This window comes from Chryseobacterium rhizoplanae (assembly GCF_900182655.1).
Classification (GTDB): domain Bacteria; phylum Bacteroidota; class Bacteroidia; order Flavobacteriales; family Weeksellaceae; genus Chryseobacterium; species Chryseobacterium rhizoplanae.
Window position 1 is genome coordinate 18,615 of sequence record NZ_FXTC01000015.1, and the last position, 14,317, is coordinate 32,931.

A 14,317-nucleotide genomic window follows, 5' to 3' on the forward strand; every position below is an offset into this window, starting at 1 on the left:
GGCTCAGAATTTTGCCTTTTGTAGTAAAAAACAATTTAGTATGAAAATCAGATACACAATCTATTCATTAATGCTGGGTTCATTGATGTTTGCTCAGGAAAACCTCGATTTCAGTGGAAAAAAAGAAATAATTTCACCCGAAATCAAAGGTAAAAACGTTACATTCCGCCTTCGTGCACCAGAGGCAAAAACAGTAATACTACAAGGAAACTGGATGCCGGGAAAAGGTTGGGAACCGGGAACAGTGGAATTAAAAAAAGATGCAGATGGAATCTGGTCGTTCTCTGAAAATGATCTGGCTCCTGATATCTATACCTATTCTTTTATTGTGGATGGCGTAAAAGCCAATGATCCGAACAATTCTTATCAGGTTCGTGATGTTTCATCGGTGATGAGTATGATTTTGATTGATGGAAAACAATCTGAAAATTACAAAGTTCAGAACGTCCCGCACGGAACCGTTTCCAAAAGATGGTATCAATCAAGCGGGTTGAAAGAAGACAGAAGATTAACGGTTTATACTCCTCCGGGATATGAAAATTCGAAAGAAAAATTCCCGGTTTTATACCTTTTACACGGAATGGGTGGTGACGAAGAAGCATGGATGACCTTGGGAAGGGCCTCGCAGATTCTGGATAATCTGATTGCTCAGGGAAAAGCAAAACCTATGATTGTTGTAATGCCAAATGGTCATACAAGCAATTCTGCAGCGCCGGGCGAATCTTCCAAAGGTTTTTATAAGATCGATATGAAAACACCGGATATTTTCAGTGGTGATATGGAAACTTATTTCAAGGAAATCATGGAATTTACAGAGCACAATTACCGGGTAAAATCAGACGCAGGAAACAGAGCAATTGCCGGACTTTCAATGGGTGGATTCCATTCACTGTATATTTCTGCCAATCAGCCAAAAACGTTTGATTATGTAGGATTGTTTTCTCCGGCAATTCTTCCGCCTGATGAAAAGAAAAGTCCTGTTTATCAGAATTTAGATCAAAAACTGAAAACTCAGCAAACCAATTCATACAAATTGTATTGGATTGCCATCGGAAAAACAGATTTTCTCTATAAAAACGTGACAGAATATCGTGAAAAACTCAGCAGGATGAACTTCAAATACCAATACGCAGAATCCGAAGGCGGTCATACGTGGAGCAATTGGAGAACCTATCTGAATGATTTTCTTCCTCAGTTATTTAAATAAACAAATTGAAAATGAAAAGAATATTCATAACCGCATTATTTATAACAGGAATATACAATGCATATGCACAAAAATCTATTCCTTTATACCAGGGAAAGGCACCGGGAACAGAAAACTGGAAGCAGAAAGAAGCACAGCAATTCAGCGAGCTGTTCAAAACAGAAGTTGTTTTCAATGTGTCTCAGCCTTCAATACTAATTTTCGAGGCAGATAAAACCAAGGCCAACGGAACAGTTGTTGTTATTGCTCCCGGCGGTGGCTTTCAAAGCTTATCGATCAACCGTGAAGGAATTGATATGGCAAAAAAGCTCGCAGAAAACGGAATTACAGCAGTTGTTTTAAAATACAGATTGCTGGAAACGAAATCTAATGATCCTGCCAAAGAAATGATGGAGAATATTAAAGACAGAAATGCTTTTGATGCCAAAACAGCTCCTGTTAAAGTGATGGCCGGAGAGGATATCAGAACAGCAATTTCATATATCAGAACGCACGCAAAAGAACTGAAGATCAATCCTGAAAAATTAGGCGTGATTGGATTTTCTGCCGGTGCCAGTGTAATTTTAGAAAGTGTTCTCCATAGTAAAGATGCTTCAACGTTACCAAATTTTGCCGCATCCATTTATGGTGGACCAAGTCAGGAAATTCTAAATACTGAGGTCCCTAAAGCTGCTCTTCCACTATTTATCTGTGCCGCGAGTGATGATCAACTGAAACTGGCGCCAAAATCAGTTCTATTGTATAACAAATGGCTGGAAGCAGGTCAGCCTGCTGAACTCCATATCTATGAAAAAGGAGGTCATGGCTTTGGTATGGGAAAACAAAATCTTCCCGTTGACAACTGGTCTGATGTGTACCTTGACTGGTTGAGGTTCCATAACTTTTTGTAGTTATTTAATCAATTTAATACTTTTTATATAGTTTCTTACATGGCATTTTCTGTCCAAGGGCAGAATGTGCTGTGGTTTCTGGAATAGCATATTTCAAACTTATACTTTGTTTAATAAAAACTAAATCTAAATATGAATAAGAATACATCAACACTGGCCGGACTTTTTTCCGGGAACAAATATTCAGTATTGTTTTTGGCTTTAATGGGTCTGTCACCTCTTACAAAGGCTCAAAATAACCCAACTATTACTGTTGGCGGAAAAGCGTTCAAAGATCTCAACAAAAACGGTAAACTGGACGTCTGGGAAGATACAAGACTTCCGGTTGATCAAAGAATAGATGCCATTGTCAGCCAAATGACCAATAAAGAAAAGGTTGATCTGCTGATTGGTACAGGCATGCCCGGAATTGAAGTCTTAACCGGACCTGTAGGTGATTCAAAGCAGGGACTTGTTCCCGGAGCTGCAGGTGGAACAGCTAATCTGGACAGATTCGGAATTCCCGCTACTGTTGTGGCGGATGGACCTGCAGGCTTAAGAATTGCACCAACAAGGGAAAAAGATTTCAAAACGTACTATGCAACGGCATTTCCTGTAGGAACAGCTTTAGCTTCAACCTGGAACAAAACGCTATTGGAAGAAGTAGGAAAAGCAATGGGGAATGAAGTGAAAGAATACGGCGTTGATGTTTTGCTGGCACCTGCCTTGAATATTCAAAGAAATCCATTAAATGGAAGGAATTTCGAGTATTATTCAGAGGATCCCTTAATTTCAGGGAAAACTGCTGCGGCAATAGTCAATGGAGTCCAGTCCCAGGGAGTGGGAACATCTGTTAAACATTTTGCTGCGAATAATGAGGAGACCAATCGTTTAACAATCAATGCGCATGTATCTGAAAGAGCATTGAGAGAATTATATCTGAGAAATTTTGAAATCACCGTAAAAGAATCTCAGCCCTGGACTGTAATGTCATCTTATAACAAAGTGAATGGGGTGTATACTTCAGATTCCAGAGATTTATTAACTCAGATTTTAAGAAACGAATGGGGATTCAAAGGAATCGTGATGACTGACTGGTTCGGTGGATTTCCCGGATTTGAATCCATCAGAACGGGAGGAATTTCTGATGTTGTAAAACAGATGAACGCAGGAAATGACCTGTTGATGCCTGGAATTCCGGCACAGAAAAAAGCGTTGCTGGAAGCTTTGGATTCAGGCCGGTTACCACAGGAAGTGGCGGATCTCAACGTGAAAAGAATTTTGGAATATATTTTCAGAACGCCAACATTTGCACATTATAAATACAGTGACAAACCAGATCTGAACGCCCATGCTGCGGTAACCAGAAGTGCTGCGGCGGAAGGAATGGTTTTGCTTAAAAATGAAAACAATGTTTTACCTTTTGCAGACAAGCAGAAAGAAGTTTCCTTGTTCGGAGTGACCTCTTATGCCTGGATTACAGGAGGTACAGGAAGTGGCAGTGTCAACAACAAACATACGGTTTCACTTTTGGAAGGGCTGAATGCTGCAGGGTATAAATTAGACAAGGAGCTGGTAGAATTGTATAAACCGCATGCTGAAAAAGAAGCTTCAGCAGAAAAGGAAAGAAGAAAAGCCAGGGGAATTTTGGCATTGCCGGAGAGGCTGCCTGAAATGAAAATGGATGATGACTTCATCGCTAAAAAAGCGGAAACTTCTGAAATTGCTTTTGTAACATTGGGAAGGAATTCCGGGGAAGGAGGTGATAGAGTAGTGAACAATGACTTTAATCTGGCAACGGAAGAAATAGAAATGCTTGATAAAATTTCCAAAGCTTTTCACGCAAAAGGAAAAAAAGTGGTGGTCATACTGAACATCGGTGGGGTTATTGAGACTGCTTCATGGAAAGATAAGGTAGATGCCGTTTTATTGGCCTGGCAGCCCGGTCAAGAAGGAGGACATTCTGTGGCAGATGTGATTTCCGGAAAAGTAAATCCTTCCGGAAAACTGACGATGACTTTCCCTGTAAATTATGCAGACCATGCATCAGCAAAGAATTTTCCGGGAGAACCATTGGACAATCCTGCAGATGTGACTTACAAGGAAGGTATTTATGTAGGATACCGCTATTTTAATACTTTTGGAATAAAACCTTCATTTGAATTCGGATATGGAAAGTCGTACACCGATTTTGAGTATTCAAATATTAAAACAAATTCTAAGACCTTTAATGATCATTTAGAAGTAAGTGTCAACATTAAAAACAAAGGAAAAGTACCAGGAAAAGAAATCGTTGAACTGTACCTTTCTGCACCCGGCAAGACCATTGACAAACCAAGATCTGAATTAAAAGCTTATGCAAAGACAAAAGAATTAAATCCGGGAGAATCACAAACGATTATTTTAACTTTAAACAAGAAAGATTTAGCTTCGTTTGAAACGGGAAAATCAGCATGGGTAGCTGAAGCCGGAAGATATAAAATTCTGGTAGGTGCTTCGTCGTTAGATATCAGGCAGAAGACAGAAGTTGATGTAACAAAAGAATTGGTAATTGAAAAGGTAGAACATATTCTCCCTGCTGATAAACAATTTGAAGATCTGAAGTCCCAACAATAATGAAAATAAAATAGGTTTTAGCGATAACTGAAATCTGTCAAGTAGGCAATACAATAGGTTTGATAAGATTTTCTATGAAAGTATTAGAAAATTGTAGTTCGTTTGAGGCAGATTAAACAAGAATTAGCTATTCTAAATCTGGTATTAAATTTCTTGTAGTTGTAAAGTTTTTTACAATGTAATTTTAAATGTCTGAAACATTTGAAGTTGAAATAGTTTGACTTTATTCTACTTTGATAGGCTTATATCATTCCATAAAGATTTTACGAATAATATGGTAGGATATTTAGCTTGTATTCAGCTGATGGGATTTATTTAGTGATGAAATTTTGCACATTCAGGTATATAATAACCTCATTAAAAAAGTGTTTTAAAAATTAAAATATACTTTTTGGTATAATTTATTTGTTTTTAAAAAATACTTTTTAGTATATTTGCAATGTTAAATCAAAATATAATGTTAACCAAAGCAGAAAAAACAAAGCAATTTATTCTGGAAACAGCAGCACCACTTTATAATGAGAAAGGGATTTCTGGTGTGAGTATAGATGATGTTTTAGAAGCCACAAAATTAACAAAAGGCTGTATTTACGGGCATTTTAATGGTAAAGACGATTTATCGGAACAAGTGATTGATTATTCACTAAATAAAATGTCAGTTAAAATGTCAACAATTGTTTCCCAAGGAAAAACAGCTAAAGAAAAAGTTTTTCTTTATCTTGATTTTTACAAAAATCCGATTGATACATTTATAGCGGGCGGTTGCCCGATATTCAATACAGCGGTGGAAGCAGATGATAATTTTCCGATTATTAAAAAGAAAGTTGCAGCTACTTTAAGAGCCGGACAACAAGGAATAGCTAATGTTTTACAGGAAGGAATTAATAATCTGGAGTTCTCAGAGAAGCTTAATCCGGAAGCTTTTGCATTCAAAATGATGGCGGCTGTAGAAGGCGGCATTATTCTGTGCAGAACAATGGAAACCTCAAAACCAATGATAGAACTGGTAAAAAGTTTAAAAAATGAATTAGAGCTGTATTCACTCTAATTTTTTTAACATAAAATATACTTTTTAGTATATTTTAGAAGTGATGGTATTTAGAAATCAAATTCAAAAAAATAAAATATGAACAACAGGTTATTTGAAAGCTATGAGCTTAACGGACAAAGTTTAAACAACAGAATCGTAATGGCTCCCATGACAAGAGCCCGTTCTGCAAACGAAGGGAATATCGCAACAGAACTTACAGCAGCCTATTATGCACAACGTGCAACAGCAGGACTTATCATCAGCGAAGGAACTTTTATCAGCGAAGAAGCAATTGGGTTTATCAATGTTCCCGGAATTTATACTCAACCTCAAATAAAAGGCTGGAAAACCGTAACCCAAGCTGTTCACGATAAAAATGGTAAAATATTTGCCCAGCTTTGGCACACAGGAGCATATTCTCATCCGGATTTACATAACGGAAAATTACCTTTTACACCTTCAAATGTTAATCCGAACCAACAAGCTTTCACACCGGAAGGTTTCAAACCAACCGTTGCTCCACAGCCAATGACGATTGAAGATATCAAAAGAACAATTCAGGATTTTAAAAATGGAGCAATCAATGCTTTTGAAGCTGGTTTTGATGGGGTAGAACTTCATGGTGCCAACGGATATTTGCTGCAACAGTTTTTTAGTAAAAATTCTAACGACAGAACTGATGAATACGGAGGAAACCCAGAAAACAGAGCCAGAATTCTATTCGAAATTTTAGATACCATCCAGGAAGTTGCCGATATCAGAAAAGTGGGTGTTCGCCTCAATCCTTCTTTGAACGGAATTATGGGAATTGATGTGGATGACGAAACCATCGCAACCTATGACTATATAATCAACAGACTAAACGACTATGATTTGGCTTATATACATTTAATTGAACCCTTCACAGACGTTACCGACAACGAAAATGCCATTCAGGAGGTCGCGAGACATTTCCGAAAAATTTACAACGGAACTATTATCATCAACCGTGCTTTCAACAAAGAAACGGCGACTAAAGTTTTGGAAAGTGGTGATGCAGATTTGGTGTCATTTGGAGTTCCCTTTATCGCTAATCCAGATTTAGTAGAGCGTTTCAAAACCGATGCCGCTCTTAATGTACCCAATCAGGAGACTTTTTACACACCGGGAGAAAAAGGTTATACAGACTATCCTTTTTTAACTATCTAAAATAATTGGGGCGACCGGGCAGGCTCTTCACTCTATCTTTTGTTCCGCTAAAGCTCCACAAAAGGATGCCGTTGCACCCGAGGCCTTTTGGCCGAACTGTACGAAGTAAATCCCTGTCGCAAAGCAGTCAATCATTATAAATTTTCAACAAAAAATAACAATTCAACAAAATGAAAACAACAGGAAATACCCTATTCATCAGTGGCGGAAGTGCCGGAATAGGCTTAGCAATCGCTAAAAAATTAAATCAAGCAGGTAATAAAATCATTATCAACGGAAGAAATGAAGAACGTCTCCAAAAAGCTTTGTCAGAACTGACGGATGCTGTTGGAATTCAGGGAGATCTATCCATTGAAGCAGATAGAATCCGTATAGCAGAAGAGCTGAAGACAAATCATGCTGATGTAAATGTCATCATAAACAATGCAGGAGCTGCATTCGGCTATTTATTAAGCGAAACCACCAACGCTCACGAAAAAGCTCAGATTGAGATGAATACCAATTATTTTGCCATCATCCATTTTACAGAACTGATGATTCCTCATCTATTGGAAAAAGAAGAATCAGCGGTTGTTAATATTTCGTCTATTGCGGTCTACGGAAGTCACAAATTCTTACCAACCTATGGAGCAACAAAAGCTGCTTTGCATAGTTACACAACTGCATTGAGACAAACTTATGAAGAACAGAAAAACCTTCACATTTACGAAGTGTATCCACCTTTGGTCAATACAGATTTCTCTGCGGAAATCGGTGGTGCTGCGGGAATTCCGCCAAGTGAGGTGGCAGATGAATTATTCATCGGACTAGAAAATAATCTATTCGATATTCCTGTGGGAGATTCAAAAATTTATGCAAATGCAATTGGAGAAGCAATGGCAAAGTTAGTTCAGGCTTAAAAGAAATAACTAATATAAACCATTTATTTTCTGTAACTTAATGCAGGCTATGATTGGTTTATTTCATTTTTAAATTTTATGGTCATGAATTTAAAAGATAAAACCATTCTGATTACGGGAGGAGCTTCCGGAATTGGGCTTGAAGCCGCAAAACAATTTTTGGCTTTAGGGAATAAGGTCATTATTACAGGAAGAAATCAGACGAAATTAGATGCCGTTAAAAAACAGTTTTCTGAAATAATGGTCATTCAATCTGATGCCGCGAAAGAGAAAGATGCAGTTGCTCTATATGAAAAAGTAAATGCTTTAGGCGGTATTGATATTTTATACAACAATGCAGGAGTTGGTGTTCACCCAATGAATTTGGGTATTGCTAATGAAAAACATTTGGAGGGTGCAGCGTATGAAATGGAAGTCAATTATTTGGGTGTTATTCGTCTGAATAACCTTTTTATGGAAATGCTGAAATCCCGTCCGGAATCTGCAATCATTAATACAACGTCTATTCTCAGCATTGTTCCATCGGTATTGGAAGCTACATATTCTGCTTCAAAATCGGCTTTGGCATTTTATACAAAATCATTGAGATCACATTTGCAGTCAATAAACGCTTCAGTGAAAGTCTTCGAATTGTTGCCGCCGTTGGTTGATACCGATATGGTTTCAGACCGACAGGATAAAAAAATAAGTACCACAGAATTGGTAAAAGGTCTTATGTTAGGAATGAAAAAAAATATTGACACGATAAGAGTAGGCGATACAAAAGCACTTTATCTTCTTAATCGAATTGCGCCTAAAAAAGCATACGACATAATCAATGCAAAAAAAGAATTCACAAAACTGAAATAATTATGAAAGCATTTTTAATCAATAAGTACACGAAAGAGGATTTGCAGTTGGCGGATGTTTCTGTCCCAAAAATCAAAGACAACGAAGTCTTGATAGAAATTTATGCATCAGGCTTAAATCTTTTAGATTCTAAAATCAAAACTGGCGAATTCAAACTGATTCTTCCCTATAAAATGCCACTTATTTTAGGTCACGACCTTGCAGGAGTTGTAAAAGAAGTTGGGAAAAATGTAAAAAAGTATAAAGTTGGAGATGAGGTTTACTCTCGACCTGCCGATTTTCATATCGGAACTTTTGCAGAATATATTGCAGTTAGAGAGGAGGATTTGGCTTTTAAACCGAAGAATCTTTCGATGAAGCAAGCATCTTCGGTTCCTTTGGTTGCATTGACGGTTTGGCAGGCTTTGGTGGAAATAGGACAGGTAAAAAAAGGACAAAAAGTATTTATTCAAGCGGGTTCCGGAGGGGTGGGAACTATTGCTATTCAGTTGGCAAAACATCTTGGAGCGATCGTTGCAACAACTGCGAGTACCAAAAGTTTTGATTTTCTTAAAGAATTGGGAGCCGATGTTTTAATTGATTATAAAACACAGGATTTTGAAGCGGTATTGAAAGATTATGATCTCGTTTTGAACAGTCAGGATAACAAAACACTTGAAAAATCTTTAAATATTCTAAGGGCAGGAGGTAAGATCATTTCAATTTCTGGTCCGCCAACACCGGAATTTGCAAAGGATATCAATGCGAATTGGCTGGTGAAAACAGCAACAAGATTTCTGAGCTTTGGAATTAAGAAAAAAGCAAAAAAATTGGGTGTTGATTACACATTTCTTTTTATGAGAGCAGATGGAAAACAATTAGCCGAGATGACAAAACTGATAGAATCGGGAATAATAAAACCTGTTTTAGATAAAGTATTTCCGTTTGAAGAAACCAATAAAGCTTTGGAATATGTTGAAAGTGGAAGAGCGAAAGGAAAGGTTGTGGTGAAGTTGAAATAATCGTGAAAGTGTAAAATGTTGGGTCAATTATTTAATAATATTAATTTAGGCAATTAAATTATATACTTGAATGTACCCAATCAAAAAAATATAATATTATTTAGTTTATGTATCAACGAGTAACAAAATTTATTTTCTCTTTATGTTTTCTAATGTTATTGCCAAATGTGTAATATTAATTTTAATGTATTTAGTTTTAATCTATTAGATAACTCTTCCTTCAGTATTGAAATAATGAACTTTAAGTAATTGAAATAAAAAAAAATGAACGTTGTTCAAAAAATGTTCATACATTTGCAGAAGAAATTCGATTATGAGTATTAGCGAAAGAAAACAACAGGAAAAAGAAGCATTAAGGTTATTAATCCTAAATGGTGCAAAAAAATTATTTGTTGAGAAAGGAATCGACCAAACGACCATTAGGAATATTGCTGACAAAATTAACTATAGTGTAGGAACAGTATATGTTTATTTCAAAGATAAAAATGCTATTCTTCACGACTTACATTCCATTGGTTTTAAGGAGTTGGGAGGCTATTTTAAAGAATTACTTTCCATAGAAGATCCTATGCAGAGAATTCGTAAAATGGGTATAATCTATATGAAATTTGCCTTGGAGAATTCTGAAATGTATGACCTGATGTTCAATTTGCGAGCTCCGATGGAGTATCTGGAAAATACAGACAATGACTTATGGTCGGAAGGAAATGAAACCTTTGGTTACGTTAAAAAAACGGTTGAAGATTGTATGTCCAGAGGTCATTTTAAAAATCATAATTCTGAAGCATTAGCTTTTATGATCTGGAGTTTGGTGCATGGAATGTGCAGTCTTGAAATTCGTCAAAGAACAAAAGGGTTAAAATTCAGTAGTCCTGATACTATTATGACGGAAGGGTATAATGAATTTTTAATAATGATAGAAAAATTATAAAATTTTTTTGATTAAAAAAAATGAACAAAGTTCAAATTATGAACATTGTATATGTTGGTAAGAAGAATGTCAGTCTTTTAGAGATAAAAGGTAAAATTTGAATTTATAATATTAACTATGGACAGAAGAAATTATTAAGTAACAGATCATTACATTTTTGTTGATCTGGTTCCTTCCGTCTTTTTTAAAGTTTCGATATGGAATTAAGCAATCAAAAAATTTACGATACAATTATCGTAGGTGGCAGTTATGCAGGACTTTCTTCTGCATTGACCCTCGGACGTTCTTTGAGAAATGTCTTACTTATTGACAGTGGAAATCCCTGCAATAAACAAACCCCTCATTCACAAAATTTCTTAACGAGAGACGGAATGCCTCCAGGAGAAATTGTGAAAATAGCCAAGGAAGAAGTTTCTAAATATCCTTCCATTGAGTTTTACAATGGTTTCGCAGTCAACGGAAGCAAAATACTGGAAGGTTTTTTAATCAAGACTTCAGATGGCAAATCATTTAAAGGTAAAAAACTAATTTTTGCTTCCGGAATTTTAGATATAATGCATGACATCAAAGGATTCGCCGAATGTTGGGGTATATCCGTTATACACTGTCCTTATTGTCACGGATATGAGTTCAGGAACAAAAAGACAGCTATTTTAGCGGAAGGAGATCGTTTGATATATTTTACGTCATTAATTAGAAATCTGACCGATAATGTAACCTTAATTACATCAGGTAGAACTACCAATAATGTTGATGGTATTGATACGCTTAAAAAAAATGGCGTAAAAGTAATTGAGAAAAAAATTTCAGAAATAGAACATCATAACGGATATGTCAATAAGGTCATTTTTTCTGATGGAACAGCTGAGAGTTTTGAAGCAATGTACGCACCCGTACCATTCCAACAACATTGTACCATTCCGAAAGAATTGGGATGTGAAATGACAGATACAGGTCTGATTAATATTGATTCATTACAAAAAACAAGCGTGGATGGGATCTATGCAGTAGGTGATAACTCTAATCCATTAAGATCAGTTGCATTGGCAGTTTCGTCAGGAAATGTGGCAGGAGTTGGAGTTAATTCTGAGCTATCTGCTGAAATGTTTTTGTAGATAAACAATTGACTTTCCTGATACAATTTGCTATAATAAATGTCCCTCCTATTCTCCAATAAATTCTTTTCCTGAGCTATTTCCTAAGGAAAAAGAGTTGATCGATGTCTTTTATAGGAATAATAATGAGTAATCAAATATTACTCTGTAATAAGCTAAAAGCTTTTTTTTACTTAAAATTTTGAACAATGTTCAAATTATAAACAATGTATAAATAAAATGAAAAAATTATCAACAGTAGTTTTGTTTTGCCTCGGATTTTTCGGGTATTCCCAAAGCTATCTCGACCGTTATATTAAAACCGGTCTGGAAAATAACGAAGTCATTAAACAGAAAAACTTCGACATTAATAAGAGTCTGTATGCCTTGAAAGAAGCAAATTCTCTGTTTTCGCCGACAGTGGCTTTCGTCGCAAATTACACGATTGCGGACGGTGGTAGAACCATCGATATTCCAATCGGGGATATGTTGAATCCTGTGTACAGCACATTGAATCAAATCACGAATTCCAATGCTTTTCCAATCTTAGAGAATCAGTCTGTATTAATTAATCCCAATAATTTCTACGATGTAAAGATTCATACGACGATGCCTCTTTTGAATTACGAGATTATTTATAACAAAAAAATCAGGGCGCAACAGACTACTCTGCAAAAGATCGAACTGGAAATCTACCAACGTGAACTGGTCAAGGAAATAAAAATTGCCTATTACAAATATTTACAGTCGGTGGAAGGCATCAGAATTTATGAAAATGCTTTGGCGATCGTTAAAGAAAATCAAAGAGTGAATAAATCGCTTTTCAAAAATGACAAGATCAACCGAACGGCTGTTTTACGAAGTGATAATGAAGTTACAAAAATTGAGGCGAATCTTGAAACCGCGAAAAATACAAGCAAAAATGCTAAAGCTTATTTCAACTTTCTTCTCAATCAAAAACTGGATTCAGACATCGAAATTGATGATAATATGGAATTGCCTGCGGAACTCATCGCAGAAAATATCATCAACAGAGAAGAGTTGAAACAACTGGGGCAGGCGAAAGAGATTAACGAAAATGTTTATCAATTAACAAGATCTAATTGGTTTCCAAAATTAAGCGGTTTTGCAGATTTGGGAATACAGGATTTCGATTTTAAAGTAGATAAATCTTCCCGCTATTATTTCGCAGGTCTAAGCCTTGAATGGAATATTTTTTCTGGCAACAAGAACAAATATAAACTGAAGCAGGTTGATGAGGAGAGCAAAAAGATTAGTTCTCAAATTGATAATGTGAAACAGCAGTTGCTTTTGCAGTTCGAAGTTTCACAAAACAATTTAAGATCAGCTTTGGAGCAATATGAATCTGATAACAAACAAAAAGAAACCGCTAAAAAATACAACGGTGACGTCACCAGACTGTACAAAGAAGGGATGGCAATCTACATCGAATTGCTGGATGCGCAAAATCAGGTGGTCAACACAGAACTCAATGCCAATATTTCATTGTATAATTCCTGGATTGCCTTTGCAGAAATGGAAAGAGCCAATGCCTCATTTAATTTAAATAAATAAAAATGATAACTATTATGAACAAAACAATCACAATATCACTCCTTTCCTTTTTCCTGATCTCGTCCTGTAAAGAAAATAAAAAAGAGATAAAATCATTTGAAAGTGCCGAGGTCATTCCCGTGAAAACTGCAACTGTTGGCTCTTTGGCATTGGCCGGAAACATCAGCACGTCCGGTTTGGTAACGACAGAAAATGAAACGACTTATTCCTTCAAGATTGGTGGAGTAGTGAACGGCGTTTTTGTGGAGGAAGGTCAGTTCTTCAGAAAAGGTCAGCTTTTGGCGACTTTGGATGAAACGGAAATCCGTGCAGGTCTCAACCAATCTGATTTGAATGTTCAAAAAAACGAACGTGATTACAAGCGTGCCACGAATCTATATAAAGACAGTGTATACACTTTGGAGCAGGTTCAGAATACCAGAACAGGTTTAGACATTGCACGAAAGCAGAAGGATGCTGTTGCATTTAATGTAAAATACTCAAAAATCTACGCAACTGCTGATGGTTTTGTATCCCAGAAAGTAGCCAATAAAGGTGAAATTGTAGGTCCTGGTTCACCTGTTCTACTTATCAATGAAACTTCAAACAATAATAATTATTTGCTGAAAGTTGGTTTAACGGATACTGAATGGGCATCTACGAAGATCGGGCAGAAAGCAATTGTAACACTGGACGGCTATCCTGATAAAAAATTCGATGCCTTTGTTTTCAGAAAATCGCAGTCGGCAGATCGGGCAATCGGATCTTTTCAGGTAGAATTGAAACTGACGATGAATGACAATAAACCCGCCGTAGGAATGTTCGGAAAAGCAGAAATCAAAACCGACCATTCTGAGGATTTTATCGTGATTCCTTACAATTCTCTGCTTGAAGCTGATGGAAACAAAGCCTTTGTCTATGTTGTTGAAAATACTAAAGTTAAAAAAAGACCTGTAACGATTGCCAAATTTGAAAATGACAAAGTATTCATTCAGGACGGGCTTAAGAAAAGTGACAAAATCGTGATTTCCAACAGTGCCTATCTGAATGAACAGTCAACTATTAAAATCATTAAATAA

At 36.3% G+C, this 14,317-nt stretch carries 12 protein-coding genes; all 12 read left to right on the forward strand.

Annotated elements, in window-relative coordinates:
* Positions 1-40: 40 nt before the first annotated feature.
* The 12 genes from FN817_RS21840 (at position 41) to FN817_RS21895 (ending at position 14,317) form a co-directional block, all read left to right on the forward strand.
* Entirely contained in the window at positions 41-1,207 is a 1,167-nt protein-coding gene (locus FN817_RS21840) for an esterase (RefSeq protein ID WP_142719766.1), read from the forward strand.
* 11 nt (positions 1,208-1,218) lie between these two features.
* Positions 1,219-2,097 carry an alpha/beta hydrolase gene (locus tag FN817_RS21845; RefSeq protein WP_142719767.1) on the forward strand — a complete coding sequence of 293 codons (879 nt, stop codon included), beginning with the start codon at positions 1,219-1,221 and terminating at the stop codon, positions 2,095-2,097.
* Between the two features lie 132 nt (positions 2,098-2,229).
* A complete protein-coding gene (locus tag FN817_RS21850) occupies positions 2,230-4,692 on the forward strand; it encodes a glycoside hydrolase family 3 N-terminal domain-containing protein (protein WP_142719768.1) in 2,463 nt (820 codons plus the stop codon).
* Between the two features lie 439 nt (positions 4,693-5,131).
* A complete protein-coding gene (locus tag FN817_RS21855) occupies positions 5,132-5,740 on the forward strand; it encodes a TetR/AcrR family transcriptional regulator (protein WP_228451632.1) in 609 nt (202 codons plus the stop codon).
* Between the two features lie 78 nt (positions 5,741-5,818).
* Positions 5,819-6,910, forward strand: coding sequence for an alkene reductase (locus FN817_RS21860; RefSeq protein ID WP_142719769.1), 1,092 nt, complete (start codon positions 5,819-5,821; stop codon positions 6,908-6,910).
* 170 nt (positions 6,911-7,080) lie between these two features.
* A complete protein-coding gene (locus FN817_RS21865) occupies positions 7,081-7,809 on the forward strand; it encodes an SDR family oxidoreductase (RefSeq protein ID WP_142719770.1) in 729 nt (242 codons plus the stop codon).
* An 84-nt stretch (positions 7,810-7,893) separates the two neighbouring features.
* A complete protein-coding gene (locus tag FN817_RS21870) occupies positions 7,894-8,658 on the forward strand; it encodes an SDR family oxidoreductase (RefSeq protein ID WP_142719771.1) in 765 nt (254 codons plus the stop codon).
* 2 nt (positions 8,659-8,660) lie between these two features.
* Positions 8,661-9,659 carry an NADP-dependent oxidoreductase gene (locus FN817_RS21875; RefSeq protein ID WP_142719772.1) on the forward strand — a complete coding sequence of 333 codons (999 nt, stop codon included), beginning with the start codon at positions 8,661-8,663 and terminating at the stop codon, positions 9,657-9,659.
* A 313-nt stretch (positions 9,660-9,972) separates the two neighbouring features.
* Positions 9,973-10,590 carry a TetR/AcrR family transcriptional regulator gene (locus tag FN817_RS21880; protein WP_142719773.1) on the forward strand — a complete coding sequence of 206 codons (618 nt, stop codon included), beginning with the start codon at positions 9,973-9,975 and terminating at the stop codon, positions 10,588-10,590.
* Between the two features lie 197 nt (positions 10,591-10,787).
* Positions 10,788-11,705, forward strand: coding sequence for an NAD(P)/FAD-dependent oxidoreductase (locus FN817_RS21885; protein WP_142719774.1), 918 nt, complete (start codon positions 10,788-10,790; stop codon positions 11,703-11,705).
* A gap of 219 nt (positions 11,706-11,924) precedes the next feature.
* Complete coding sequence (locus FN817_RS21890) at positions 11,925-13,259, forward strand: TolC family protein (RefSeq protein ID WP_142719775.1); 1,335 nt, start codon at positions 11,925-11,927, stop codon at positions 13,257-13,259.
* 14 nt (positions 13,260-13,273) lie between these two features.
* Complete coding sequence (locus tag FN817_RS21895) at positions 13,274-14,317, forward strand: efflux RND transporter periplasmic adaptor subunit (protein WP_228451633.1); 1,044 nt, start codon at positions 13,274-13,276, stop codon at positions 14,315-14,317.